This is a genomic window from Streptomyces sp. rh34 (assembly GCF_002551245.1).
In the GTDB taxonomy this organism is placed as follows: Bacteria; Actinomycetota; Actinomycetes; order Streptomycetales; family Streptomycetaceae; genus Streptomyces.
Genome location: NZ_NTGZ01000105.1, coordinates 1 through 24228 on the forward strand (window position 1 = coordinate 1; position 24228 = coordinate 24228).

At 71.8% G+C, this 24228-nt stretch carries 20 protein-coding genes and 2 pseudogenes; 11 read left to right on the forward strand and 11 right to left on the reverse strand.

All coding sequences use genetic code 11. The annotated features are described in order from the left end of the window. Window positions 1–126: 126 nt before the first annotated feature. Window positions 127–789: a class F sortase gene (locus CR470_RS20045; RefSeq protein WP_097868951.1), complete on the reverse strand. Its 663-nt coding sequence runs from the start codon at window positions 787–789 to the stop codon at window positions 127–129. Between the two features lie 325 nt (window positions 790–1114). Here CR470_RS20045 and CR470_RS20050 point away from each other — a divergent pair, with 325 nt between their 5' ends. Then, window positions 1115–1597 (forward strand): hypothetical protein, encoded by a 483-nt coding sequence (locus CR470_RS20050; protein ID WP_097868952.1) that lies wholly within the window; start codon window positions 1115–1117, stop codon window positions 1595–1597. 91 nt (window positions 1598–1688) lie between these two features. On the opposite strand, the gene CR470_RS20055 is transcribed toward CR470_RS20050, so the two are convergent. Together CR470_RS20055 and CR470_RS20060 are read right to left on the reverse strand one after the other, a co-directional pair. Next, on the reverse strand, window positions 1689–2246 hold the full coding sequence (locus tag CR470_RS20055) for a hypothetical protein (RefSeq protein ID WP_097868953.1): 558 nt from the start codon (window positions 2244–2246) through the stop codon (window positions 1689–1691). A 183-nt stretch (window positions 2247–2429) separates the two neighbouring features. Beyond that, on the reverse strand, window positions 2430–3194 hold the full coding sequence (locus CR470_RS20060; protein ID WP_097868954.1) for a bestrophin-like domain: 765 nt from the start codon (window positions 3192–3194) through the stop codon (window positions 2430–2432). 735 nt (window positions 3195–3929) lie between these two features. On the opposite strand from CR470_RS20060, the pseudogene CR470_RS20070 reads away from it, so the two are divergent. The 3 genes and pseudogenes from CR470_RS20070 to CR470_RS20080 form a co-directional block, all read left to right on the forward strand. Further along, window positions 3930–4461 (forward strand): annotated as a pseudogene (locus tag CR470_RS20070) (SCO0930 family lipoprotein); the annotation flags it as partial. 252 nt (window positions 4462–4713) lie between these two features. Beyond that, window positions 4714–5532, forward strand: a complete 819-nt coding sequence (locus CR470_RS20075; protein WP_097868956.1) for an SAM-dependent methyltransferase — start codon at window positions 4714–4716, stop codon at window positions 5530–5532. Further along, complete coding sequence (locus tag CR470_RS20080) at window positions 5529–7703, forward strand: putative bifunctional diguanylate cyclase/phosphodiesterase (protein ID WP_097868957.1); 2175 nt, start codon at window positions 5529–5531, stop codon at window positions 7701–7703. Before CR470_RS20075 ends, CR470_RS20080 begins: the two co-directional genes overlap by 4 nt. A gap of 40 nt (window positions 7704–7743) precedes the next feature. On the opposite strand, the gene CR470_RS20085 is transcribed toward CR470_RS20080, so the two are convergent. Further along, window positions 7744–8640, reverse strand: coding sequence for a LysR family transcriptional regulator (locus CR470_RS20085; RefSeq protein WP_097868969.1), 897 nt, complete (start codon window positions 8638–8640; stop codon window positions 7744–7746). Between the two features lie 132 nt (window positions 8641–8772). On the opposite strand from CR470_RS20085, the gene CR470_RS20090 reads away from it, so the two are divergent. Genes CR470_RS20090 through CR470_RS20100 form a run of 3 tightly spaced genes read left to right on the forward strand, consistent with a single transcriptional unit; the run spans window position 8773 to window position 12135 of the window. Continuing rightward, window positions 8773–9441, forward strand: coding sequence for a succinate dehydrogenase (locus CR470_RS20090; protein WP_097868958.1), 669 nt, complete (start codon window positions 8773–8775; stop codon window positions 9439–9441). A gap of 1 nt (window position 9442) precedes the next feature. Next, complete coding sequence (locus CR470_RS20095; RefSeq protein WP_097868959.1) at window positions 9443–11392, forward strand: fumarate reductase/succinate dehydrogenase flavoprotein subunit; 1950 nt, start codon at window positions 9443–9445, stop codon at window positions 11390–11392. After that, complete coding sequence (locus CR470_RS20100; protein WP_007451460.1) at window positions 11389–12135, forward strand: succinate dehydrogenase/fumarate reductase iron-sulfur subunit; 747 nt, start codon at window positions 11389–11391, stop codon at window positions 12133–12135. The genes CR470_RS20095 and CR470_RS20100 overlap by 4 nt, the downstream gene beginning before the upstream one ends. An 87-nt stretch (window positions 12136–12222) precedes the next feature. Here CR470_RS20100 and uvrA read toward each other — a convergent pair whose 3' ends face one another. Next, window positions 12223–14637 (reverse strand): excinuclease ABC subunit UvrA, encoded by a 2415-nt coding sequence (gene uvrA, locus CR470_RS20105; protein ID WP_097868960.1) that lies wholly within the window; start codon window positions 14635–14637, stop codon window positions 12223–12225. A 56-nt stretch (window positions 14638–14693) separates the two neighbouring features. Continuing rightward, window positions 14694–15785 carry an MsnO8 family LLM class oxidoreductase gene (locus CR470_RS20110; protein ID WP_107489484.1) on the reverse strand — a complete coding sequence of 364 codons (1092 nt, stop codon included), beginning with the start codon at window positions 15783–15785 and terminating at the stop codon, window positions 14694–14696. A gap of 128 nt (window positions 15786–15913) precedes the next feature. Between CR470_RS20110 and CR470_RS20115 the strand changes: the two genes are divergently transcribed. Next, window positions 15914–16402 (forward strand): phosphatase domain-containing protein, encoded by a 489-nt coding sequence (locus tag CR470_RS20115; protein ID WP_097868961.1) that lies wholly within the window; start codon window positions 15914–15916, stop codon window positions 16400–16402. Here the strand turns inward: CR470_RS20115 and CR470_RS20120 are convergent, their stop codons facing one another. Continuing rightward, window positions 16403–16618 (reverse strand): dodecin, encoded by a 216-nt coding sequence (locus tag CR470_RS20120; RefSeq protein ID WP_007451468.1) that lies wholly within the window; start codon window positions 16616–16618, stop codon window positions 16403–16405. It lies immediately after the preceding gene. 205 nt (window positions 16619–16823) lie between these two features. Between CR470_RS20120 and CR470_RS20125 the strand changes: the two genes are divergently transcribed. The 3 genes from CR470_RS20125 (at window position 16824) to CR470_RS20135 (ending at window position 20006) form a co-directional block, all read left to right on the forward strand. Beyond that, window positions 16824–18080: an extracellular solute-binding protein gene (locus CR470_RS20125; RefSeq protein ID WP_097868962.1), complete on the forward strand. Its 1257-nt coding sequence runs from the start codon at window positions 16824–16826 to the stop codon at window positions 18078–18080. A 217-nt stretch (window positions 18081–18297) separates the two neighbouring features. Next, a complete protein-coding gene (locus tag CR470_RS20130; protein WP_097868963.1) occupies window positions 18298–19122 on the forward strand; it encodes a GNAT family N-acetyltransferase in 825 nt (274 codons plus the stop codon). Next, complete coding sequence (locus tag CR470_RS20135) at window positions 19119–20006, forward strand: lysophospholipid acyltransferase family protein (RefSeq protein WP_097868964.1); 888 nt, start codon at window positions 19119–19121, stop codon at window positions 20004–20006. Before CR470_RS20130 ends, CR470_RS20135 begins: the two co-directional genes overlap by 4 nt. Here CR470_RS20135 and egtD read toward each other — a convergent pair. From egtD to CR470_RS20155, 4 genes and pseudogenes are all read right to left on the reverse strand, one after another. Continuing rightward, on the reverse strand, window positions 19949–20911 hold the full coding sequence (egtD, locus tag CR470_RS20140; RefSeq protein ID WP_097868965.1) for an L-histidine N(alpha)-methyltransferase: 963 nt from the start codon (window positions 20909–20911) through the stop codon (window positions 19949–19951). The genes CR470_RS20135 and egtD overlap by 58 nt on opposite strands. Further along, window positions 20908–21663, reverse strand: a complete 756-nt coding sequence (egtC, locus tag CR470_RS20145; protein WP_097868966.1) for an ergothioneine biosynthesis protein EgtC — start codon at window positions 21661–21663, stop codon at window positions 20908–20910. Before egtC ends, egtD begins: the two co-directional genes overlap by 4 nt. Next, the gene (gene egtB, locus CR470_RS20150) at window positions 21663–23066 is read right to left on the reverse strand and encodes an ergothioneine biosynthesis protein EgtB (RefSeq protein ID WP_097868967.1); all 1404 of its coding nucleotides are present in this window, start codon (window positions 23064–23066) and stop codon (window positions 21663–21665) included. The genes egtC and egtB overlap by 1 nt, the downstream gene beginning before the upstream one ends. A 206-nt stretch (window positions 23067–23272) precedes the next feature. After that, window positions 23273–24228: pseudogene (locus CR470_RS20155) on the reverse strand (glutamate-cysteine ligase family protein); the annotation flags it as partial.

Below are 24228 nucleotides of genomic sequence, written 5' to 3' on the forward strand. Positions count from 1 at the left end.
AAGATGTGTATAAGAGACAGGTGCCGCGCCGCCTCTGAGCAGCGGAACGCGGCACCGTGCGCGCCTGTGCCCCCGGCTTCGGTTGCCGAGGCCGCCGGGGGCAGAGGTGTGCGCGGTGCGCCGCTGTCAGCGGGTGTCGACGAGCCTGGCGAAGACCACCACGTTGCCGTCGTAGCCGCCCGCCTTGGAGTATCCCCCGCCGCAGGTGATGACCCGCAGCTCCGCGTGGCCGGTGTCGCCGTAGACCCGGGGGCCCGGGAAGTCGTTCTTGGAGAAGACCTCCACCCCGTAGACCTCGAAGATCCCGACCCGGCCGTCGTAGCGGGCGACCTCGACCCGGTGCCCTTTCTGGAGCGAGCCGAGGCCGTAGAAGACCGCGGGCCCGGACATGTTGTCGACGTGACCGACGACCACGGCGGTGCCGCGCTGGCCGGGGGCGATGCCGTTCTGGTACCAGCCGGCGAGGTTGGGGTCCTCGGCGGGCGGGGCGTCGATCCACCCGTTGGCGTCCAGATTGACGTCGATGACCGGGGCGTCGACGTTGATGGACGAGATCTTCACCCGGGAGGCCGGGGCGTACGGCAGCGGCTGCACCGGCTCGCCCTCCACCGGCGGCCCCGCGGTGTCCTTGCCCAGGTCCAGGGAGGCGGCCGCCGCGGGCTGCGGGGGGCCGGCCTCCCCGAACTCCGTGCCGTTGCGCATGAGGGCGAGGCCGCTGAGCAGCACCAGGGCGACCGCACCCCATGGCACACGTCTGGTCCGCTCGGCGCCAGCGTAGTCCCGGCCCATGGTTCTCCCTTCGTCGCGACGCTGTGAACGTTAAGGGCGCCGTGTCCGGGCGGCGATCAGGGAGAGGCGAACGGGTGGCGGCGAGGTCGGCGCCCCTCCGGATGGCTGCCCATCGGAGTAATGAGCAGATAAAAGTTCTGACGGCCCGTGACCTGCGGCTCCGTCAGGTTCGGGGGTTTTCGTACGGCGTGTCGCGTCACCGTGGTGGAGCAACGCCGAAGTGCGAGCCGCCGGTCCGCTGGTGAGTGTTCGTCATGGGAGGCGTTCTCGTCGATCCAGCCCGGGGGACAAGCCCCCGGGGCGTTTCCCGCTGGAGGTTCACACGATGCGTGTCTCACGCGCTCTCGCGGTCACCGCGACCGCCTTCGCGGCCGTCGGGCTGGCGGCCCCCATGGCCGCCGCCACCAACGGCCCGGTCAACGTCGCCGTCAATCCGCACTCCGTCCACCAGGGCGGCACGCTCAAGATCACCGCGCAGGGCTGCGGTCACGGCGGCAAGGTCTGGTCGAACGCGTTCCCGACGACCACCCTCTCGTCGGGTGACGGCACCAACTACGCCCATGCCCGCGTTCGGAACAACACCACGCCGGGTCAGTACCACCTCTCCGTGAAGTGCAGTGACAACGACCGGATCGCGACGCACAAGTTCACTGTGCTCGCCGGCAACGGCGCGCAGGGCGGGCTCGGCGGCTCGATGGGTCCGAGCTCCGTGGAGATGCAGGTCGGCGGCGGTCTGGTGGCCGCGGCGGCCGTCGGCGGCGCGGTCTTCCTCGTCCGGCGCCGGCGGCCGAGCCATGCGGCGTTCTAAGGCGTCGAACCTCCCGCCCGGCCCGATACGCCCGTCGCCCCGAGTCCTGGACCAGGACCCGGGGCGACTGCCGTGCGCCGCATGTTCGCGATCAGTGGCGGCGGTCGGCGGTGCGGCGGCGCGCGAAGTAGAGGGCGCCCGAGGCCGCCACGGCGACCAGGGCCGCTCCGGCGGCGACCTCCACCGTGTCGGTGGTGCCGGAGCTTCCGCCGAGGCCGCCGCGCACGCCGCCCGGCACGAGGGCCGTCGAACTGGCGGTCGGAACGGTGGTGGGCCTCGGCGTGGGGGTGCTCGTGGCGCCGCCGGTGATCGTCAGGTTGACGTTCCGGGAGGTGCCGGTGGAGCCGCAGGCGAACGTCACCGCGTACACGGCCCCTCGGCGGGCGTCCGTGTCGATGGTGGCGGTGGCCGTCGTGGAACCGCTCGGGATGGTGGTGGTGTCGAAGATGCCCGAGGTGACGGTCGTCTCGCCCGTGCAGCCGCCGGCGCCGAGGGTGACCCGGCCGCCCGGTGCGATGACCGATGGGGTGATCGTCGGATTGAACGTGCTGGTCGCCCCGTCCGGCGCGGCGTGGGCGGCGGACGGGGCCAGCAGCGTCAGGGCACTGGCGCCCAGCAGGGCGAGCGGTGCGACACGTATCGCGCGCATGGTGGATCCTCCGGGTTCCCCGAGGGGCAGCTGCGGAACCAATTTCCACATAGCAGGAAAAATGCACCTCGATGCCCGACACGCTAGGAGCGGTCCCCCCGGCCCGCGATCGGGGTCCGGCGAATGGGTCAGCGGTGTCCCCCGGCCGGCTCACCGATCGGTTCACCGGCCGGAGCGCGACTCTCAGCGGGCGGCTCCCGGGAACATGTCGAGGAACGGGTCCGCGGTGGCCGAGATGCCCCGGCCGAAGGGCGCGTCGAAGTCCCAGATCAGAAAGAGCAGGAAGGCGATCAACGCGCTGAACAGGCCCGCCAGGAGCAGTTCGCGGAACGTTCTGCGGATCTGGAGGGTGAAGATGAGCCCCACGGTCACCAGCGCCCCGATGATCAGCCCGAACCAGACCACCCCCGGCATCGTCGCCCCGGCGTTCTGCCCGCGTGAGCTGCGGGCGTCGTCCGCCGCCGCCACCTGGTCGACCAGCGGCTGGTAGGCCTGCCCCTCGTGATCCGTTCTGGGCACGTAGTCGGTGACGTCCGCCCGCACCTTGTCCAGCAACTCGGTGCCGCGCTCGGTGAGCGTGTTCCGGTCGGCCATCACCTTCCACTCGTCGTGCACCACATGGCTGACATAGGCGTCGACGTCCGCCCGGATGCGATCGCGGACCTCCACCGGATAGACGGAGGCCCGCGCCTGCACCTCGTGCAGCGCCTGGGCCTCGATGCGTACGGACTCCTGGGCGGCGCTGCGCCCCTCCCACACACCGGCGATGGCGAGCCCCAGGACGATCGCGTAGACCACGCCGATCATCATCGTCATGTACTCGATGACGTCGGGCGTCTCGGACGGGTCGTCGTCATCCCCGATCCGCCGGTTGTTCAGGACGGCGATGGTGAGGACGACCGCGCAGGCGGACGCCATGGCAATGCTCAGTACGAGCCATTCGGACATGCATCTCTCCTGGTCAGCGGGACGATCGCGGGCGCAGCACGGCCACGGCGAACACCGCCGGTGCGGTGATGAGCAGAGTCAGGGACACCAGCGACGGCCCGCTCCGCGGCTGTTGGCGGGTGGGTTTGCGGTACGCCGGCAGCGCGACGGGCCGGGGTGGCGGTGGCTCGGTCCGCACCGGGGGATCCGGTGAGGGCGAGGGCTTCGGCGGGGGCGCGGGCGCGGGCGGGGGCGCGGGCGCCGGTGGTGGGGGTGGCGGCGGAGGAGGAGGTGGGGGCGGAGGCGGAGGCGGTTCCGCGACCACCGGTGGCGGTGGCGGTGGCGGTGGAGGGGGAGGAGGCGGCGGTGGAGGGGGAGGCGGTGGCGGTTTCGGCGGTGGCGGTGGTGGTGGCTTCGGCTCGGAGACCGCGACGCAGCCCCCGTCCCCCGCCACGGAGACCGAGGAACCGCCGTCGCCCTGCCCGATCGAGGCCACCGCGCAGCTGTCGGCGGTCGCGGGCAGCGGTACGGCTGTCAGCCAGAGAAGTGCGGCGGCTGCCGTGAGCCGCGCGATGCGTGATCCGTACACGACCGGGAGCCTGATCCATGCCGGCGGGGAACACGCGGCACTCGCGGGTGATTCGCCTGATCGTGCGGATAATGGGCCATTCGTGTTTGCGCCCCGTTCCCCGGCCCTCCCCCTTCTCCTCGGCCTTCCTTCGAACGCGAACCCGCCGACAACCGAAGGAACCCGGTCAACTCACCGTCCAGGGCACCGCGAACCCGCCGAAGTACCGGTACGCGAAGGACACCCTCCCCGACCAGGTCAACGGGCAGCGGGTGGGTGGCACCTGGTTCGCCGCGCCCCCCACGGGAGGAAGGCGGCGAAGAACGCCGAGAGCGCGGGCGCGGGCGAAGGGGCCGATGCCGCTGGGCTTTCGGTCCGCAAAAATCCGGAACTCGGTGACATCGTGGTGGACAGCCGCGGTATGACGGTTTACCGCTTCGCCAAGGACGCGGTCTGGCCGATGAAGACCGCGTGCACGGGCGACTGGCTCAAGAACTGGCCGGTAGTTGCCCCCATGGCCAAAAACGCGGTGGATGGAGTGACGAAGAAGGGATGCGTCACCTACGACCGCCCGGCCGGGGTCGAGCAGCGGACCATCGACTGCCGGCCCAACCACACCTTCGCGGGCGACGCCAAGCCCGGCGACAACAACGGACAAGGGATCGGCGGCACCTGGTATGCCGTTCCCCCGATTCCGAACTCGTCGGCGCTTCCCGGTAATGGGTCCCGGTCGAATACGGCCCAGGAACCCCAAGTGGCCCCGAACCGCCGGGAAACGGCGTCCGGAGTGCCGGTCCGTCGCTGTACGCATACGCGGAGCGACGGACCGGCCGCAGATGCCACCGGAGTGTGACCAATAACGGATCGCTAATTTCCGTTTCCACTCGCTCTCTTGGCGGCCGATCAGTAGCCTCTGGTCAACACTGACCATGAACATGGCCGGATCGCCGTGGCGACTTGTTGGAGACATCGATGGAGCGTCCCGCCTGGGCACCGCAGGGCATTGACATTTCGGTGCCAAGCGTGTCTCGCATGTACGACTTCTATCTGGGCGGATCGCACAATTTCGAGGTGGACCGGGAAGCCGCGCGCAAGGCCATGGAGTTCCTTCCGGGCCTTCCCAAGATCATGCAGGCCAATCGCGCCTTTATGCGCCGGGCCGTCCGCCATGCCGTCGACATCGGCGTCGACCAGTTCCTGGACATCGGTTCCGGGATACCGACCTTCGGCAACGTCCACGAGGTCGCCCAGGCCGCCGACCCCGGGGCCAAGGTGGCCTACGTCGACCACGACCCGGTCGCCGTCGCCCACAGCCAGGCCGTCCTGGAGGGCAACGACCGAGCGGTCGTCGCCACCGCCGACCTGCGACGTCCCAAGGAGATCCTGACGAACCCGGATGTCACCGGACTGCTCGACCTGGACCGACCGGTGGCCCTGCTGCTGGTCGCGGTGCTCCACTTCGTCGAGGACGCGGACGACCCGCGCGCCGCGGTCGCCGAACTGCGCGAGTCGCTGGCCCCCGGCAGCCTGATCGTCCTGACCCACGCCTCGTACGAGGGCATCCCGCTGCCCAAGGAGGAGGCGGCCGGCACGGTCGGCGTCTACCAGAACATCCGCAACCCGCTGATCATGCGCTCGCGCGAGGAGATCGGCCAGTTCTTCGAGGGCTACGAGATGGTCGAGCCGGGGCTCGTGTCGATGCCCGAATGGCGGCCCGACACCCCGCAGTCGCCGGAGCAGGAAGACCCGTACGCCTTCTCGGGCTTCGCAGGGGTTGGGCGCAAGGCGTGAGCATTCCCGCCCAGGCGTCCGGGGAACCGGACGCGGAGCCCGACGGTCCGGAAGGCCGGCTGCGGAGATTCGCCAGAATCTGGAGCCGGGCCATCTTCCCCCTGACGGCCACCTCTCTCACCCGGCCGGAGTTCGAACAGCATCTGCTGCCCCTGGCACGCGAGCTGAACAGCATCCTGCACGCCCATCCCTTCGACGCCTCGCCCGCCCAGCGCATCGGCGAGGCCCTGATCCACGCTCACTGCACCGACCCGGACGCCCTCAGCTCCACGCTCGGCGTCGTCGACTCCTACCTCGTCCTGTACTGCGGCGGCAACGGACCCGGCGTGCTGTCCACCGAGGACGGCCGGGCCCGCTGCGCACGGATTCAGCACACCCTCGCCGCCGGCTTCACCGGGGCCCTGCGCGAGCGCACGCTCGCCGAGCAGGAAGCCATCGCCCGCTCGGCGCTGACCGCCCGGACAAACGCCGAACAGGCCCTGCACGCGACGGAGGCCCGGTTCCGCGCGGTCTTCAAGGACGCCGCCATCGGCATCGGCGTCGCCGACCTGGACGGCAACGTCCTGGAGGTCAACGACACCCTCACCAAGATGTTCGGCGGGCTGGAGAACCACGTCCGCAGCCACAAGGTGAACGAGTGGGTCCACCCCGAGGACTCGCCGCAGGTGTGGAAGTTCTACGACGAGCTGGTGCGCGGCGAACGCGACCACTACCGGGTCGAGAAGGCGTACTACCGCAACGACGGCACCGTCCTGTGGACCAACCTCACCGTGTCGCTGCTGCGGGACTCCGAAGGCCGTCCCGAATACCAGCTCGCGCTGATGGAGGACACCACCGAGCGGCGGCTCCTCAATCTGCGCCTGCGCTACGAGGCCACCCACGACGCGCTCACCGGACTGCCCAACAGGACGCTGTTCTTCGAGCGCCTGGAGAAGGCCCTCGCCGCCCAGGAGGGGATCCGCTTCGGCCTCTGCTACCTGGACCTCGACGGTTTCAAGGCCATCAACGACAGCCTCGGCCACGCCGCCGGTGACCGCCTCCTGGTCGAGGTCGCCGACCGGCTCCAGAGCTGCGCCACCGCTCCCGGCGAGATGGTCGCCCGGCTCGGCGGCGACGAGTTCGTGGCGCTGACCACCGGCCCGGACACCGCCGACGAGGTGGACGAACTGGCCGGCCGCATCCTGAACGCGCTCGCCTCCCCCATCCGCCTCGACGGCCGCGAGCTGACCGTCCGCGGCTCGATCGGCGTCGTCGAGGGGCCTTCCGGGGAGCGCAGCGCGGCCGAGGTGCTGCGCAGCGCCGACATCACGATGTACCGGGCCAAGGCGGCGGGCGGCAACCGCTATCAGCTCGCCGACGCCGAGGCCGACGCGCGCGCCATCACCCGGCACGGGCTGACCACCGCGCTCCCGGCCGCCCTGGACCGCGGGGAGTTCTTCATCGAGTACCAGCCGCTCGTGCACCTGGGCGACGGCACGGTGCACGGCGCCGAGGCGCTCGTACGGTGGTGCCATCCGCAGCACGGGGTGCTCGGCCCCGACCGGTTCATCCCGCTCGCCGAGCACACCGGGCTCATCGTGCCGCTCGGGCGCTGGGTGCTGGAGGAGTCCGTACGGCAGGCGAACTTCTGGCAGGAGCGGCACAGCGACGGAGGCCCGCTGCGGATCAACGTCAACCTCTCGCCGACCCAGCTGCACCACCCCCACCTCGTCGCCGAGACGGTCGACGTGCTGGAACGTTCCGGTCTCGAACCGGGCGCGCTCTGCCTGGAGGTGACCGAGTCCGCCCTGATCGGCGCCGACGACGATCTCCTCAAGCCGCTGCGGCAGCTCGCGGAGATGGGCGTCGACATCGCGCTCGACGACTTCGGCACGGGCTACTCGAACCTGGCGAACCTGCGCAGGCTGCCGGTGAGCGTGCTCAAACTGGACCGTACGTTCACCCGAGGCATGCAGCAGCACCCGGCGGACCCGGTCGATCTGAAGATCGTCGAGGGCATCGTGTCGCTGGCCCACAGCCTGGAGCTGGCCGTCACGGTGGAGGGCGTGGAGACGGGCGCCCAGGCCGAGCAGCTGCGGCTGCTGGGCTGCGACACCGCCCAGGGCTGGTACTACGCCCGCCCCGGGGCCCCGGACCGCATCCACTCCCTGCTGCTGGCGGACGCGATCTGAACCCGGCCGGGGCGCGGAGGGGCCTTCGCGCCCCGGCCGGTCAGCCGGAGACCGGCCGGTGCTCCAGCAGCATCCGCTGGAGTTCGCGCGCGGCCCGGGGCGGGGCCACGTCGCTGCGGTGCGCCAGCGCGATCGTGCGCCGCAGCCCGGCGCCGGCCAGCGGGGTCCTCCGCAGGTCGTGGCCCGCCCGGGCGGCCGCCATGCTCGGCACCACGGCGATGCCGAGCCCGGCCCGTACGAAGCCGAGCACGGCGTCCATCTCGCCGCCCTCGACGGTGAACGTGGGCTCGAAGCCCTCCGCGCGGCACGCGGCCAGGGTCAGCTCCCGCAGGTTGTACCCGTGCCGGAACATCACCAGAGGCGCCCCCTCCAGATCCGCGATCCGGATCCGTCCGCCCCGCCCCGGGGGCGGCTCCGCCGCCGAGGAAACCACCACCAGGTCCTCGTGCAGCAGTTCCACCGTGGTCAGCGCGGGGGAGCCGGCCGGCAGGGGCAGCACCACCAGGGCCAGGTCGAGCGCCCCCCGCGCCAGCTGACGCACCAGGTCGTGCGAGCCGCCCTCCTCCAGCAGCAGCCGCACCCCCGGATGCCGGTCGTGGAAGGCGCGCAGCATGTCCGGCAGCAGCCCGGTGCACAGGCTCGGCGTCGCCCCCAGCCGCACCCGGCCGCTGCGCAGCGAGACCAGCTCCTGGACCTCCTGCCGCGCCGTCTCCGCGTCGGCGAGGATCCGTCGGGCGAGCGGCAGCAGCGCCTCGCCCGCGTCGGTGAGGGCGATGTTGCCCCGGGCCCGGCTGAACAGGTCCGCACCCAACTCCGTCTCCAGCGCCCGGATCTGCTGGGAGAGCGAGGGCTGCGACACATGCACCGCCTCGGCGGCCCGGGTGAAGTGCCGGGCCTCGGCGACGGCCACGAAGTAGGTGAGCTGTTGGAAGTGCACCATCCGACGATACCGTCGATCGATAGTGAACGCCTATGGAGATCAGCCAGACCATGTCTTGGACTGATCAGGCTGTTCACCCCTACCGTCGTGTCCATGGCATTGGCAACGCGGACGGACCGACGGCCGTCGATGACGCGTACGCTCTGGGACTCGACCGTCGGCAAGAAGACGATCATGGCCGTGACCGGTCTGGTCATGCTCGGATATCTCGTCGCCCACATGGCGGGCAACCTGAAGATCTTCTTCGGACCCGGCGAGTTCGACGGGTACGCCCACTGGCTGCGCACCATGGGTGAACCGGTACTGCACTACGAGTGGGCACTGTGGCTCGTCCGGGTGGGGCTGGTCGTGGCCGTCGTGCTGCACGGAGTCTCCGCGTACCAGCTGAGCCGGCGCGACATCAGGGCCCGCCCGGCCAAGTACGTCCACAAGAGGCCCCGGGCGAGCTACGCCACCCGGACCATGCGCTGGGGCGGGATCATCCTCGCGCTCTTCATCGTCTGGCACATCCTCGACCTGACGACCGGCCACGTGCACACGAGCTTCGAGGCCGGGCACCCGTACCAGAACGTCATCGACACCTTCTCGACCTGGTACGGCAACGTCATCTACATCACCGCGGTGCTCGCCATGGGCCTGCACGTCCAGCACGGCTTCTGGAGCGCCGCGCAGACCCTGGGCGTCGGCAACGCGACCCGCGAACGCATCCTGAAGACCCTCGCCAACCTCCTCGCGGCAGTGCTGACGGTGGGCTTCATCTCCGTACCCGTCGCCGTCATGACCGGAGTGGTGAGCTGACATGCCCGACTACACGCAGTACGGAACGGGCGAGCCCCTCGTCGACACCAAGGCCCCCGAGGGCCCCGTCGCCGAACGCTGGGACACCCGCCGCTTCCAAGCGAAACTCGTGAACCCCGCCAACCGGCGCAAACACACCGTCATCGTCGTCGGCACCGGGCTGGCCGGCGGAGCCGCCGGCGCCACCCTCGCCGAACAGGGCTACCACGTCGTCCAGTTCTGTTTCCAGGACTCGCCCCGGCGCGCCCACTCGGTGGCCGCCCAGGGCGGCATCAACGCCGCGAAGAACTACCGCAACGACGGCGACTCCATCCACCGGCTGTTCTACGACACCGTCAAGGGCGGCGACTTCCGCGCCCGGGAGTCCAACGTCCACCGGCTCGCCCAGATCTCCGTGGAGATCATCGACCAGTGCGTCGCCCAGGGCGTCCCCTTCGCCCGCGAGTACGGGGGTCTGCTCGACAACCGCTCCTTCGGCGGCGTCCAGGTCTCCCGTACGTTCTACGCGCGCGGCCAGACCGGACAGCAGCTCCTCCTCGGCGCGTACCAGGCGCTGTCCCGGCAGATCGCGTCGGGCGGCGTCGAACTCCACGCCCGCACCGAGATGCTGGACCTGATCGTGGTCGACGGCAAGGCGCGCGGCATCGTCGCCCGCGACCTGGTCACCGGGAAGATCGACACCTACTTCGCCGACGCGGTCGTCCTGGCCACCGGCGGCTACGGCAACGTCTTCTACCTGTCGACCAACGCCATGAACTCCAACGCCACCGCCGTCTGGCGGGCGCACCGGCGCGGCGCGTACTTCGCCAACCCCTGCTTCACCCAGATCCACCCCACCTGCATCCCGCGCACCGGCGACCACCAGTCCAAGCTCACGCTGATGAGCGAGTCGCTGCGCAACGACGGCCGCATCTGGGTCCCCAAGGCCAAGGGTGACGACCGCCCCGCCAACCAGATCCCCGAGGACGAGCGCGACTACTACCTGGAGCGGATCTACCCCGCCTTCGGGAACCTGGTGCCCCGCGACATCGCCTCCCGCGCCGCCAAGAACGTCTGCGACGAGGGGCGGGGCGTCGGCCCCGGCGGACAGGGCGTCTACCTGGACTTCGCCGAGGCCATCGGCCGGATGGGCCGCAAGGCCGTCGAGGCCAAGTACGGCAACCTCTTCGACATGTACCAGCGGATCACCGACGAGGACCCCTACACGGTCCCCATGCGGATCTACCCCGCCGTGCACTACACGATGGGCGGCCTCTGGGTCGACTACGACCTCTCCACCACCATCCCCGGCCTTTTCGCCATCGGCGAGGCGAACTTCTCGGACCACGGGGCCAACCGGCTCGGGGCCTCCGCCCTGATGCAGGGCCTCGCCGACGGCTACTTCGTCCTGCCCTCGACGATCAACGACTACCTCGCCCGCAATCCGCACACCGACACCGTTGACGAGGCGCACCCCGCCGTCGCGGAGGCCGTGGCGGAGACCGAGGACCGGATCAACCTGCTGCTCTCGGTCGACGGCGACCGCACCCCCGACTCCTTCCACCGCGAGATCGGTGAACTCATGTGGGAGTACTGCGGGATGGCCCGCACCGAGGACGGTCTGCGCAAGGCGCTCGCGCGGATCCCGGAGATCCGCGAGGAGTTCTGGCGCCGCATCAAGGTCCCCGGCACCGGCGCACAGTTCAACCAGTCGCTGGAGAAGGCGAACCGCATCGTCGACTACCTGGAGCTCGCCGAGCTCATGTGCCTCGACGCCCTGCACCGCGCCGAGTCCTGCGGCGGTCACTTCCGCGCGGAGTCCCAGACCCCGGACGGCGAGGCCGAGCGGCGCGACGAGGAGTTCTCCTACGCCGCCGCCTGGGAGTTCACCGCCACCGGCGGCGCCCCTGTCCTGCACAAGGAAGACCTCGTCTTCGAGTACGTCCACCCCACCCAGCGGAGCTACGCATGAAGCTCACCCTGCGCGTCTGGCGTCAGCGGAACGCCGAAGAGCCCGGCGCCATGGCCACCTACGAAGTCGACGGCATCTCCGCCGACATGTCGTTCCTGGAGATGCTCGACACCCTCAACGAGGAACTCACCCTCGCCGGGGACGAGCCCGTCGCCTTCGACCACGACTGCCGTGAGGGCATCTGTGGCGCGTGCAGCCTCGTCATCAACGGCGACGCCCACGGCCCGGAGCGCACCACCACCTGCCAGCTCCACATGCGGTCCTTCGCCGACGGTGACACGATCGACATCGAGCCCTGGCGGGCGTCCGCCTTCCCGGTCATCAAGGACCTGGTCGTGGACCGCTCCTCGTTCGACCGGATCATCCAGTCCGGCGGCTACATCTCCGCCGCCACCGGCACCGCCCCGGACGCCCACGCCACCCCGGTGCCCAAGCCGGACGCCGACTTCGCCTTCGAGCACGCCGAGTGCATCGGCTGCGGAGCCTGCGTCGCCGCCTGCCCCAACGGCTCGGCGATGCTGTTCACCTCGGCGAAGGTCAACCACCTCAACGTCCTGCCGCAGGGCGCTCCCGAACGCGAGACCCGCGTCCTGGACATGGTGGCCCAGATGGACGACGAGGGCTTCGGCGGCTGCACCCTGACCGGTGAGTGCGCCACGGCCTGCCCCAAGGGCATCCCGCTGCCCTCGATCGCCGCGATGAACAAGGAGTGGCTGCGGGCGACCCGCAAGGTCCGCCGCTGACCCGGAAGCCGATCGCGTACGGCCCCGGAGCCCCGAGCCCGGGGCCGTACGCGATCAACTCGGCCCGGAACAGGGGACCGTACGGGATCAGCGCCGCAGCGCCTTCGCCAGATACGGCGCCGTACGGCTCCCGGCCGCACCCGCCACCTCCGCCGGGGTGCCGGACGCGACGATCCGGCCGCCCCGGTCACCGCCCTCGGGCCCCAGGTCGATGACATGGTCCGCGCCCGCCACCACGGCCATGTCGTGTTCCACGACCACCACCGTGCTCCCGGCGTCGACCAGGGAGTGCAACTGCCGCATCAGCACCTCCACATCGGCCGGATGCAGTCCCGTCGTCGGCTCGTCCAGCAGATACAGCGTGTGCCCGCGCCGGGTGCGCTGGAGCTCCGACGCCAGCTTGATGCGCTGCGCCTCGCCGCCGGACAGCTCCGTGGCGGGCTGACCGAGCCGCAGATACCCGAGCCCCACGTCCAGCAGGGTGGTCAGCGCGCGCTCGGCGGCCGGCGTCCCGGCGAAGAAGGACGCCGCCGACTCCACGGTCAGATCCAGGACCTGGGCGATCGTCAGCCCGTTCAGGGTGACGTCCAGGGTCTCCGGGTTGTACCGCGCGCCGTGGCAGTCCGGGCAGGGCGCGTAGGTGCTCGGAAGGAACAGCAGCTCCACCGAGACGAAGCCCTCGCCCTGGCAGGTCTCGCACCGCCCGCCGCTCACGTTGAACGAGAACCGCCCCGCGCCGTAGCCGCGCTCCCGGGCCGTCTCCGTGCGCGCGAACAGCTTCCGCACGGCGTCGAAGAGACCGGTGTACGTGGCCAGATTGGACCGGGGCGTACGGCCGATGGGCTTCTGGTCGACCTGGACGAGCCGCTCCACCGCCTCCAGGCCGGTGGCCGCCGCGCAGTACCGCTCACCCGGACCGGGGTCCTCGCCCGCCTGCCGGTCCGCCAGTACCCCGGCGAGCACCTGTCCGACCAGGGTCGACTTGCCCGAGCCGGACACCCCGGTCACTGCCGTGAACACGCCGAGCGGGAACGCCGCGTCCACGCCCCGCACATTGTGCCGCTCCACGCCGGTGAGCCGGATCCACCCGGTCGGCACCCGTGGCTCCCGTACGGGCGCGGGCTCCTCCTCGAACAGGAACCGCCGCGTCGCCGACTCCGGCACCTGGGCGAGCCCTTCGGGCGGCCCGCTGTGCAGCACCCGCCCGCCGTGCTCCCCGGCCAGCGGGCCCACGTCCACCAGCCAGTCCGCCCGCCGCACCACGTCCATCTGGTGCTCCACCACGAAGACCGAGTTCCCGGCCTCCTTCAACCGGCCCAGCACCCCGAGCAGCGCCTCGGTGTCCGCCGGGTGCAGCCCGGCCGACGGCTCGTCCAGGACGTAGACGACGCCGAAGAGTCCCGACCGCAACTGCGTGGCCAGCCGCAGCCGTTGCAGCTCGCCGGAGGACAGCGTCGGGGCGGTCCGGTCCAGGCTCAGATAGCCGAGCCCCAGCTCCGTCACCGTCCCGATCCGCGCCAGCAGATCGCCCGTCAGCACCCGGGCCGTCTCCTCGCCGCCCGCCCCCGCCCCGGACAGCACCCCGGCCAGTGCGGACAACGGCAGCCCGGCCAGCTCCGCGATGGTCCGCCCGGCGAAGGTCACCGCCATCGCCTCCGGCCGCAGCCGGCTCCCGCCGCACACCGGACACGGGGCACTGGTCAGGAAGCGCTCCGCCTTCGCCCGCAGGGCCCGGCTCCTGGTATCGGCGAAGGTGTGCAGCACATAGCGCCGCGCGCTCATGTACGTGCCCTGGTACGGCCGTTGGATGCGGCCCGCGTCCCGCACCGGATGCACCGTCACCACCGGCTGCTCGTCCGTGAACAGGATCCACTCCCGGTCCTTCGCGGGCAGCTCGCGCCACGGCCGGTCGACGTCGTGACCCAGCGCGTCCAGTACGTCCCGCAGATTCTTGCCCTGCCATGCCCCCGGCCACGCGGCGATCGCCCCTTCCCGGATCGACAGCGAGGGATCCGGGACGAGCAGCTCCTCGTCCGTCCGGTGGATCCGCCCCAGCCCGTGGCACTCCGGGCACGCCCCGACGGCGGTGTTGGGGGAGAAGGAGTCGGAGTCGAGCCGCTCGGCCCCCGGCGGATAGTCCCCCGCACGGGAGAAGAGCATGCGCAGCGAGTTGGAGAGCGTCGTCACCGTCCCGACGGACGACCGGGCCCCCGGGGCGGAGCGCCGCTGCTCCAGCGAGACGGCGGGCGGCAGCCCGGTGATCTCCCCGACGGCGGGCGCGCCCACCTGATGGATCAGCCGCCGGGCGTAGGGGGCCACGGACTCGAAGTAGCGGCGCTGGGCCTCCGCGTAGATGGTCCCGAAGGCGAGCGAGGACTTCCCGGACCCCGACACGCCCGTGAACACGGTCAGGGTGTCGCGCGGGATGTCGACCCGGACGTTCTTGAGGTTGTGCTCGCGGGCGCCGCGCACGCGGACGTACGGATCGTGGGGGGAGTGCATGGGGCTCGGCTCCGTACGGGTGGTTTCTGACGCCTGGCGGGACAAACAGTCCGATTCTAGGCGTCGGCGCCGACGGCGGCCCCCGGGATCCGGCGGCTGTCGGACGTCGAGGCTCCGCCGGGGGGCCGTGCGTCGGCCCGGTCGCGGGGCCGGGCGATCCGGGCGAGCCGCCGCAGCGAGTCCACCAGTCCCTCCCGGTCGTACGTGCTGGTCGTGACGAGCACCTCGTCCGCCCCGGTCTCCTCGATCGCCCGCTCCAGCTGACCGGCCACCTGGTCCTCGGTGCCGTGGATATGGCCGTCGAGCCCCCGCTCGTACAGCGCCCGCTCCTTGGCCGTCATGGCGAGGGCCTCGACGCGCTCGGCCGGCGCCAGTGGCGGAAAGTCCCCGTGCGTACGGGAGTACGCCATGGCCCACGCCTCCGGTACGAGCAGCCGGCGGGCCGCCTCCTCGGTGCCGGCGACGGCCACCGTGCCCGCGACGATCACCTCGGGCCGCTCGGCGCGGGCGGAGGGGCGGAAGTCACGGCGGTAGACCTCGACGGCGCGCAGCACCTTCGCCCGGCCGCGCAGATCGCCGATGACGAGGGGGAGCCCGGCGGCCGCGGCGACCGACGCGCCCTCCCCGATCGCCAGGACGTACGCGGGGATGCGCAGGCCCTCCGCCGGATGGGCGTGCACCCCGGGGTGGGCCTGCTGGGTGCCGTCGATCCAGCTCAGCAGTTCGGCGAGCCGTCCGGGGAAGTCCTCGGCGTCCTCCTTGCCGTGACCGAGCGCCCGGCGGACGCCGTCGGTGAACCCCACGGAGCGACCGAGCCCCATGTCGATCCGGCCGGGAAAGAGGGAGGCGAGCACCCCGAACTGCTCGGCGACGACCAGTGGCCGGTGGTTGGGCAGCATCACTCCGCCGGTGCCGACCCGGATGGTCGAGGTCGAGGCGGCGACGGCGGCGGCCAGCACCGTCGGCGCGGACCCCGCGACGCCCGGCACGCCGTGGTGCTCGGAGACCCAGAAGCGGTGGAAGCCGAGCGCCTCCGCCTCCCGGGCCAGGTCCACGGTGTCGCGCAGCGCCCGGGGGGCGTCGTGCCCCTCACGGGTGCGGGAACGGTCCAGGACGGAGAAACGGGTCGAGGCGATCACAGAGCTCACGCTGTGTTCAACACCCCCGTTCTCCCAGGATTCCCGTCCCCCGAGGATTCCTGTGGACACCACCGCTCGTCCCGGAACGCCGCGCGACGGCCGGCGCCGGGTCCCGACGGGCTCTCTAAGCTGGGGGAGTGAACGACGACGCACGGCCGCTGGCCGTATTCGACCTGGACGGCACGCTCGCGGACACCGCCCACCGGCAGCACTTCCTGGAGGGTGCGAAGCGCGACTGGGCCGGCTTCTTCGCCGCGGCCGCGGAGGACCCGCCGCTCGCGGAGGGGGTACGGATGGTGCTCGCGAGCGCCGAGGAGTGCCGCATCGTCTATCTGACCGGACGGCCCGAGCGCTGCCGTCGCGACACCGTGCGCTGGCTGAGCCGGCAGGGGCTGCCCGAGGGCACGCTGTTCATGCGGCGCAACGACGACCGGCGCCCTGCACGCCGGACGAAGCTGGACATCCTCCGGCGGCTGGGGCGGACGGGTCAGGTGCGCATACTCGTGGACGACGACGAACTGGTCTGCGATGCGGCCCAGGTGGCCGGATTCGCCGTGGTGCGGGCCCGCTGGGCCGACCCGTCGGCGGCGCTGAAGGATGCCCAGGAGCGCGAGGGACGTACCTGATCAGGCACTTTCGTCAAGACGAAAGCCCACCTTCAGGCCGACCTGATAGTGCGCGATTCGGCCATCTTCGATATGGCCCCGAACTTGATTAATCTCGAACCAATCGAGATTGTGCAACGTTTCCGCCGCTCTTGCGACGCCGTTCCGGATCGCCGCGTCGATGCCCTCCTCGGAGGTTCCTACGATCTCGGTGACCCGATAGGTGTGATTCCCCATGGTTTGTCTCCTCTCCTGTGACCACGTTGCCCCAATTCGAGGTCTCCCGCGAGGGGGAGGGTGGGGGTGAATCGGGACGAGCGTCCGCCTTGACCTACTCATTGGTCCATACCAAAATTCAGCCAACCACCCGTGCGAGCGCCGCCCGCAATCCCCCCCACATCGGGTCCCGATTTCGTTGTGCCGTTTCGCAGAAGGTGACCACGTGAAGAACCGCATATTGGCCGGAGCCATCGCGCTTGTCTCGTCCGTCGCGCTCGGCGGATGCGGCTTCCTACCCGGCTCGGGCAGCGGTGACCGCACGGTGACGGTCTGGCTGATGAAGGACAGCGTCTCGCCCGGCTTCCTGGACAAGTTCACCCGCTCGTACGAGGAGGAGAACCCCTCGATCGAGCTGGACTTCAAGATCCAGGAGTGGAGCGGCATCGGCCCCAAGGTTCTCTCCGCGCTGGAGGGCGACGACGCCCCGGACGTGATCGAGGTCGGGAACACCCAGGTCGCGCAGTACGCGGAGAGCGGCGGCCTGCGCGATCTGACCCTCGAATCGATGCGCGACCTGGGCAGCGAGGACTGGCTGCCCGGCCTGGCCCAGCCCGGCAGCATCAACGGCGTGCAGTACGGCATCCCCTGGTACGCCGCCAACCGGGTGGTGATCTACAACAAGGAGATCTTCGAGGAGGCGGGCATCGACTCCGTCCCGAAGACGCGCGACCAGTGGATCGCCGCCACCGAGAAGCTCAACAAGGCGGGCAACCAGGGAATCTACCTGGCCGGTCAGAACTGGTACGTGCTCGCCGGATTCATCTGGGACGAGGGTGGCGAACTCGCCGACGAGAACGGCGGCGACTGGCAGGGCGCCCTGGACACCCCTGAGGCCCTGGCGGGCATGGAGTTCTACCAGGAACTCCAGGCGCTCGGCGACGGGCCGACGGACGCCGACGAGGAGAAGCCCCCGCAGACCGACGTCTTCGCCAAGGGCGACGTCGCGCAGATCATCTCGACTCCGGGCAGCGCCGCGCTCATCGAGCAGAAGAATCCCGAACTCAAGGGCAAGCTCGGCTACTTCCCCATTCCCGGCAAGTCCTCGAAAGCCCCCGGCTCCGTATTCACCGGCGGCTCCGACCTCATCGTCCCGAAGAAGGCCGACGAACGCACCGCCGGCATCGCCGTCGTGAAGGCGCTGGCGAGCGAGAAGTGGCAGACGGAGCTCGCCCGGAGCATGAGCTACGTCCCCAACAAGCCGAGCCTCGCCCACGTCATCGAGGGCGACGAGGGCACCGCGGCGATGGCCGAAGGCGCCACCCGCGGCCGTGCCACCCCCAACTCGTCCCAGTGGGCCAGGGTCGAGGCGGAGAACCCGATCAAGCCCTACATGACGGCCGTGCTCGAGGGCGGCGACCCGGCCCGCGAGGCCAAGGCCGCCTCCGAGCGCATCACCGCCATACTCGCCGGCAGCGGCTGATCCTCCCGGACGGCGGCCGCGGGGAAACGCCGTCCGCGTGCGGGGACACGCCGTCCCCGGGGGCACGCCGTCCCTGGGGATTCAGCCGTCGCACATCCCCGCTCCCCACAACGGTCACGTCGAATCCAGCCGGTGACGGAAGAAGTAAGGGGCCGGGCCGTCGCACCCGCGACAGCCCCGGCAGCGCCCCTCACCTCTTCCGTCACCGGAGACCGCCATGACCGTGCTGCCCGTCGCCCCGCTCCCCGCCTCCGCTCCGGCCCCCGGCCCCGCCCTCTCGGCGGCCCCTGACCCCGCCGGCGCCCCGGAACCGGCCTACCGCGTCTCCCTCGCCACCTGCCAGGAAGACGTACGCGCGGCCCAGCGCCTGCGCCACCTGGTGTTCGCCGGGGAGCTCGGAGCCCGGCTGGAAGGGCCCGAACCCGGCCTGGACAGTGACGCCTTCGACGCGTACTGCGATCACCTGCTGGTCCGTGAGACCGCCACCGGGGAGGTCGTCGCCACCTACCGGCTGCTGCCGCCGGACCGGGCCCGGATCGCCGGACGCCTCTACGCGGAGAGCGAGTTCGACCTCACCCGGCTCGACCCGATCCGTGACGACCTCGTCGAGGTCGGCCGCTCCTGCGTCCACCCCGCACACCGCGACGGTGCGGTCATCGCCCTCGTCTGGGCCGGGCTCGCCCGCTACATGGAGCGCACCGGCCACACCTGGATCGCGGGCTGCTGCTCCCTGCCGCTGGCCGACGGCGGCGCGACGGCCGCCCGGAGCTGGAACACCGTGCGCGCGGGGCACCTCGCGCCGGAGAAGCACTGGGTCACCCCGCACCGCCTCTGGGACTCCTCCGCGCACGGCACGGAAGCCGGCTCCCGGGCGGACCTCCCGCCCCTGCTGCGCGGCTACCTCCGGCTCGGCGCCCAGGTCTGCGGAGCCCCGGCGTACGACCCCGACTTCAACGTCGCCGACCTGTACGTCCTGCTGTCGCTGCGCCGCACCGACCCGCGCTACCTGCGGCACTTCCTTTCCCTGGCCCCGTTGCGATGAGCGTCTGGCTGCCCGTCGCCCCGTGCACCCCGGACGGCTGCGCCCGGCATACCGGAGCCGTACGCGCTCCGCTGCCCGCCGCCCTGCTGCTGCTCGCCGGCTGCGCACTGGTCCTGCTGGGGGTGGCCTGCGTTCCGCTGGTCCGGCTGCTCGGGGCCGCACCGCGGCGCAGCCTGACACGGCGCTGGGCGCGCGCCGTCCCCCGGGCCTTCGGCGTACGCGTCACCGTCCGGCGGCACGCGCCGGAACCCGCCACGGGCGGCGAACTCGTCGTCGCCAACCACATCTCCTGGCTCGACATCCCGCTGATCGCCTCGATACTGCCCGGCCGGATGGTCGCCAAGAGCGAGATCCGGCGCTGGCCCCTGCTCGGCCCCCTCGCCGCGCTCGGCGGCACCCTGTTCATCGAACGCGACCGGCTGCGCGCCCTGCCCGCCGCCGTACGGACCCTCGCCGCGGCCCTGCGCTCCGGCTCCCGGGTCGTGGTCTTCCCCGAGGGCAGCACCTGGTGCGGACGGGGCGGCGGTGCGTTCCGGCCCGCCGCGTTCCAGGCGGCGATCGACGCCGCCGCGACGGTCCGGCCGGTCCGCATCGCCTACCGCACCGCGGAGCACCGCTGCGGACCGGCCGCGGGCGCCGTCGCGTTCGTCGGGACCGACCCACTCGCCGCCTCCCTGTGGCGGGTGGTGCGGGCGGCCGGGCTCACCGCCCGGGTCGACGTGCTCGCGCCGATCCCCGCGGACGGCGAGGACGGCCGCCGCGCCCTGGCCCGCAGAGCACGAGCGGCCGTCCTCGAACCCGAGGACCCCCTCCGGTCCCGGTCCCGTCAGACCACGGTGGCCAGCGACAGGGCGAACCGCCCCGCCTCGTCCGTCCACCACTGAGTCAGCCGCATACCGGCGGCGGCCAGCTCCTCGCGGACGTCCTCCCGCCGGAACTTCGCCGACACCTCCGTACGCAGCTCCTCACCGGCCTCGAACGGCACCACGAGGTCCAGCTCCCGGATCTTGACGCTCAGCGCCCGGCGGGCCCGCAGCCGCATCTCGATCCACCGGTCCTGCGGATTCCACACCGCGAGGTGGTCGAAGTCGTCGAGCGGGAAGTCGGCCCCCAGCTCACGGTTGACGACGTTCAGGACGTTCTTGTTGAAGGCCGCCGTCACCCCGGCCGCGTCGTCGTACGCGGCCACCAGCGTCTCCTCGTCCTTCACCAGGTCCGTGCCGAGGAGCAGCGCGTCGCCGGGGGAGAGCAGCGAGCCCACCGAGCGCAGGAACGCCGCCCGCTCCTCCGGCAGCAGATTGCCGATCGTGCCCCCCAGGAACACCACCAGCCTGGGCCCCGGCGTTCCCGGCAGGGCCAGGCCGCCGGTGAAGTCCGCGATCAGCGCGTGGACGGACAGCCCGGGGCGCTCGGCGAGCAGCGCCTCCGCCGCCCCCCTCAGCGCGCTCTCGCTCACGTCCACGGGGACGTAACTGTGCAACTCGGGGAGCACGTCCAGCAGATGACGGGTCTTCTCGGACGACCCCGAGCCCAGCTCGATCACGGTCCGGGCGCCCGACGCGGCGGCGATCTCCTCGGCACGAGCCTGGAGGATCTCGCGCTCCGCGCGGGTCGGGTAGTACTCCGGCAGCCGGGTGATCTCCTCGAACAGCTCGCTGCCGCGGGCGTCGTAGAACCACTTCGGCGGCAGGGTCTTGGGATGCCGGGTCAGGCCGCTGAGGACGTCGGCGCGCAGCGCCGCGTCCGTCGCGTCCACCGGCAGGGTGCGGGTCAGCAGGAAGGGACTCACGCGGTGGGCTCCTTGAGCGGGGTGAGCAGGACGTCCGTGGAGGTCGCGACCAGCAGCGTGCGGTCGGGGACCTCGCGCCAGAGCGGGTCGTCGTCGTACGGCTCCGAGGCGACCGCGGTGCGGCGGCCCGGCGTCGTGAGGTACCAGAGGGTGTCGCCCCAGGCGGTCGCCGTGATCGTCTCCCCGTCGGTGAGGAGCAGATTCAGCCGGGAGCCGGGCGCGGCGGCCGCGACCTCACGGACGGTCTCCGCGACGGCGCGCGGCAGATCGTCCCCGGCGTCGGTCCGGTGGCGGATCAGCGCCCAGATCAGCGCCGAGTCGTTACGGGCGGCCAGGGACAGGAGCCTCTCGGCCGGCAGGACGGCGGCAGCGTCGGCGAGTGAACCGGGCCAGCCCCGTACCATCCCGTTGTGGCTGAACAGCCGCCGCCCGCCGGTGTACGGCGCGGCCGCGGCCTCCCCGTCCGCACCCGCCTCGGTGGCATCCCGTACTGCGGCGAGCAGCGCGGTACTGCGGACCACCCGGGCCAGATCGGTGAAGGTCTCGTCGCCCCATATCGGCCCCTGCCGGCGGTAGCGTCCGGGCACCGGGTCCCCGTCCGCGTACCAACCGACCCCGAAACCGTCCGCGTTCACCGTGCCGTAACGCTGGCGGCGCGGAGCCCAGGACTGCCGCACCAGAGCGTGCGGAGGCCGGAGAAGAATGTCGCCGAGCGCCACGGGCTCGCCCACATAGGCGATATGACGGCACATCAGGCATCCCTCGCAGTCCGGAATCCGGAGAAGATCTGTCGCCGCACCGGAAGGTCCCAGTTGCGGAAGGTGCCACGGCAGGCGACCTCGCCCACGGCGAACGAGCCGCCGCGCAGCACCTTGTGCCCCGGCCCGAAGAACACTTGCGAGTACTCCCGGTAGGGAAACGCGACGAACCCCGGATAGCGCAGGAAGTCGCTGGAGGTCCACTCCCACACATCACCGATCAACTGCCCCGCGCCGGAGGGCGAGCGTCCCGCCGGATACGCCCCGGACCGCGCCGGACGCAGGTGGCGCTGCCCCAGATTGGCCCGCTCCGGCGTCGGATCCTCGTCGCCCCAGGGGTAGCGCCGGGAGCGGCCGGAGGCGGGATCGTGGCGGGCGGCCTTCTCCCACTCGCTCTCCGTCGGCAGCCGCCGCCCCGCCCAGCGGGCGTACGCGTCCGCCTCGTACCAACTGACGTGCAGGACCGGCTCGTCCTCCGGCACCGGCTCGGTCACGCCGAACCGGCGGCGCATCCACTGCCCCTCCTCCCGCCGCCAGAACAGCGGTGCGGCCAGGTCGTGTTCACGGACCATCGCCCAGCCCTCGGGCGCCCACCAGCGCCTCTCGCGGTACCCGCCGTCCTCGATGAAGCGGACGTACGCACCACAGGTGACCGGCGAGGTGTCCAGGTGGAACGCCGCCACGTCCCGCCGGTGCGCGGGCCGTTCGTTGTCCAGGGCCCACGGTTCGGCCGAGGTTCCCATGGTGAACGGGCCTCCGGGAACCAGGACTTCGTCCGCAAGTGCCTCGGTGCCGGCGGGTGCGGGCGGAGCGGGCGCGGTGAGCGCCGCCGGACCCGCACGCAGCTGATGTGTGATCAACATGGTCTCGTCGTGCTGCTGTTCGTGCTGCGCGATCATGCCGAAGGCGAACCCGGCCCGTTCCAGCGGGCGCCCGCCCTCGTGCAGCGGTGCGCCCTCCAGCAGCTCCAGGGCCCGCCCCCGTACGTCGGAGGCGTACGTCCTGGCCTCGGCGGGGGCCAGCAGCGGCAGCGAGGGGCGCGAGGCGCGCGCATGCTCGAAGGCGTTGTACAGCCCGTCGATCTCCGGGCGCAGCGCCTCCCGGCCGCCGACGGCGCGCAGCAGCCACTGCTCCTCCTGGTTGCCGATGTGCGCCAGGTCCCACACCAGCGGCGACATCAACGGGGAGTGCTGGGCTGTCAGTTCACCGTCGTCCACGCAGTCGGTGAGCAGTGCGGTGCGCTCGCGCGCGGTCAGCAGCGCGTCGAGGGCACGCCGCCGCAGGGTCTCCGGATCGATGCCGGGCGGTACGGCGAAGCCGGTCGACGCGGTGGAGCCGTCCGGATCGAAGGCGTCGGAGTGCTCGCGGTGGCGGGTGTCTTCACGGTGCTCGGTCATGCGGAGGCCGCCTTTCCGGGACGCGGCGGGATCGGCGGGATCGTCGGAGGGCCGGGGACAAAGCCCTCAGGCCCGCGGGCCGGCCGGTCGACAGACCCGGTCGGCACCTCGGGACCGGGCGACGGGACGGGACCGGTCGTCACGCTCGGACCGGTCGTCAGGCTCGGACCGGTCAGCGGACTTGGACCGGTCAGCGGACCCGGACCTGTCAGATGCGTCAGATCGGTCAGATCGCCGGGCTCCGGCAGGTCGTCGGCGGGGCATCGGCCCCGGCCGACATAGCGGTCGGTGAAGGCGGCCACGGTGGCGCGCACCGCCTCGCTCGCTCCCATCCGCTCCAGCGCCGGGAGCGCCGCACCGAAACAGGCGGTGGCCGCGGCCCGCAGCTCGGGGTCGGCGAGCCCCTCACGGGCGGCTGTCGTCCAGAGCGGATTGCGTGGTGCGGCCGCTGGGCCCGCCGTCTCGGCCAGCGGCTTCACGGTGCGGTACACGGTCTCGGCGGCCTCCGGGTCGTCGAACAGGGCCGTGGCGACGGCGAGCGGCACCAGCCATCCGTCGGGCCCGCTCTGCGCGTCGATCATGCGCAGTTCGAGATGGCCACGCGGCCGGACCGGCGGGAACAGCGTGGTGAGGTGGTAGTCGAGATCGGCCCGCACCGGCGGCCGGGGCGACCTCGTACGGATCCACTCGCGGAAGGTGAGTCCTTCCGGCACGGCCCAGGGGCCCTCCTCGCACCGGACGCACAGCACGGTCGTGTCGAGCACATGCGCGGCCCAGGCCTCGCGCGGGGCCCGCCCGGCGCCCGGCGCGAGGGTCCGGCCCGGGTCGAGGTCGGCCCACAGCGACTGCCGGGTGGAGCGCCAGCCTGTCCGGCGGCCCTGCTGGAACGGCGAGTTCGCGAACGCGGCCACCAGCACCGCCCCCAGCAGGTGCGCGAGCTGCCAGCGCCGTCCGTAACCGAGCGGCCCCGGCTCCTCCTCGCCCGCGTCCAGGCAGACCTGGACCGATGCGGAGGTGCACATCATCGCCCGCCCGGCCGGCCCCGCACGGTCCAGAGCGGTCTCCATCGCCTCGTAGCGCGGCTCCCGGAGCCTGCGGCGCGGCGGCCGCCACGGATCGACGCCGAGCCCGACCGGTGCGAGCCCCGCCGCGCCGAGCGAGG

Coding starts and splice junctions, on each gene's coding strand:
- CR470_RS20130 (WP_097868963.1), top strand. CDS start 18,298: ATGACCGTGCTGCCCGTCGCCCCGCTCCCCGCCTCCGCTCCGGCCCCC.
- CR470_RS20095 (WP_097868959.1), top strand. CDS start 9,443: ATGCCCGACTACACGCAGTACGGAACGGGCGAGCCCCTCGTCGACACC.
- CR470_RS20050 (WP_097868952.1), top strand. CDS start 1,115: ATGCGTGTCTCACGCGCTCTCGCGGTCACCGCGACCGCCTTCGCGGCC.
- CR470_RS20060 (WP_097868954.1), bottom strand. CDS start 3,194: ATGTCCGAATGGCTCGTACTGAGCATTGCCATGGCGTCCGCCTGCGCG.
- CR470_RS20135 (WP_097868964.1), top strand. CDS start 19,119: ATGAGCGTCTGGCTGCCCGTCGCCCCGTGCACCCCGGACGGCTGCGCC.
- CR470_RS20075 (WP_097868956.1), top strand. CDS start 4,714: ATGGAGCGTCCCGCCTGGGCACCGCAGGGCATTGACATTTCGGTGCCA.
- CR470_RS20120 (WP_007451468.1), bottom strand. CDS start 16,618: ATGGGGAATCACACCTATCGGGTCACCGAGATCGTAGGAACCTCCGAG.
- uvrA (WP_097868960.1), bottom strand. CDS start 14,637: ATGCACTCCCCCCACGATCCGTACGTCCGCGTGCGCGGCGCCCGCGAG.
- CR470_RS20090 (WP_097868958.1), top strand. CDS start 8,773: ATGACGCGTACGCTCTGGGACTCGACCGTCGGCAAGAAGACGATCATG.
- CR470_RS20045 (WP_097868951.1), bottom strand. CDS start 789: ATGGGCCGGGACTACGCTGGCGCCGAGCGGACCAGACGTGTGCCATGG.
- egtB (WP_097868967.1), bottom strand. CDS start 23,066: ATGACCGAGCACCGTGAAGACACCCGCCACCGCGAGCACTCCGACGCC.
- CR470_RS20055 (WP_097868953.1), bottom strand. CDS start 2,246: ATGCGCGCGATACGTGTCGCACCGCTCGCCCTGCTGGGCGCCAGTGCC.
- egtC (WP_097868966.1), bottom strand. CDS start 21,663: ATGTGCCGTCATATCGCCTATGTGGGCGAGCCCGTGGCGCTCGGCGAC.
- CR470_RS20100 (WP_007451460.1), top strand. CDS start 11,389: ATGAAGCTCACCCTGCGCGTCTGGCGTCAGCGGAACGCCGAAGAGCCC.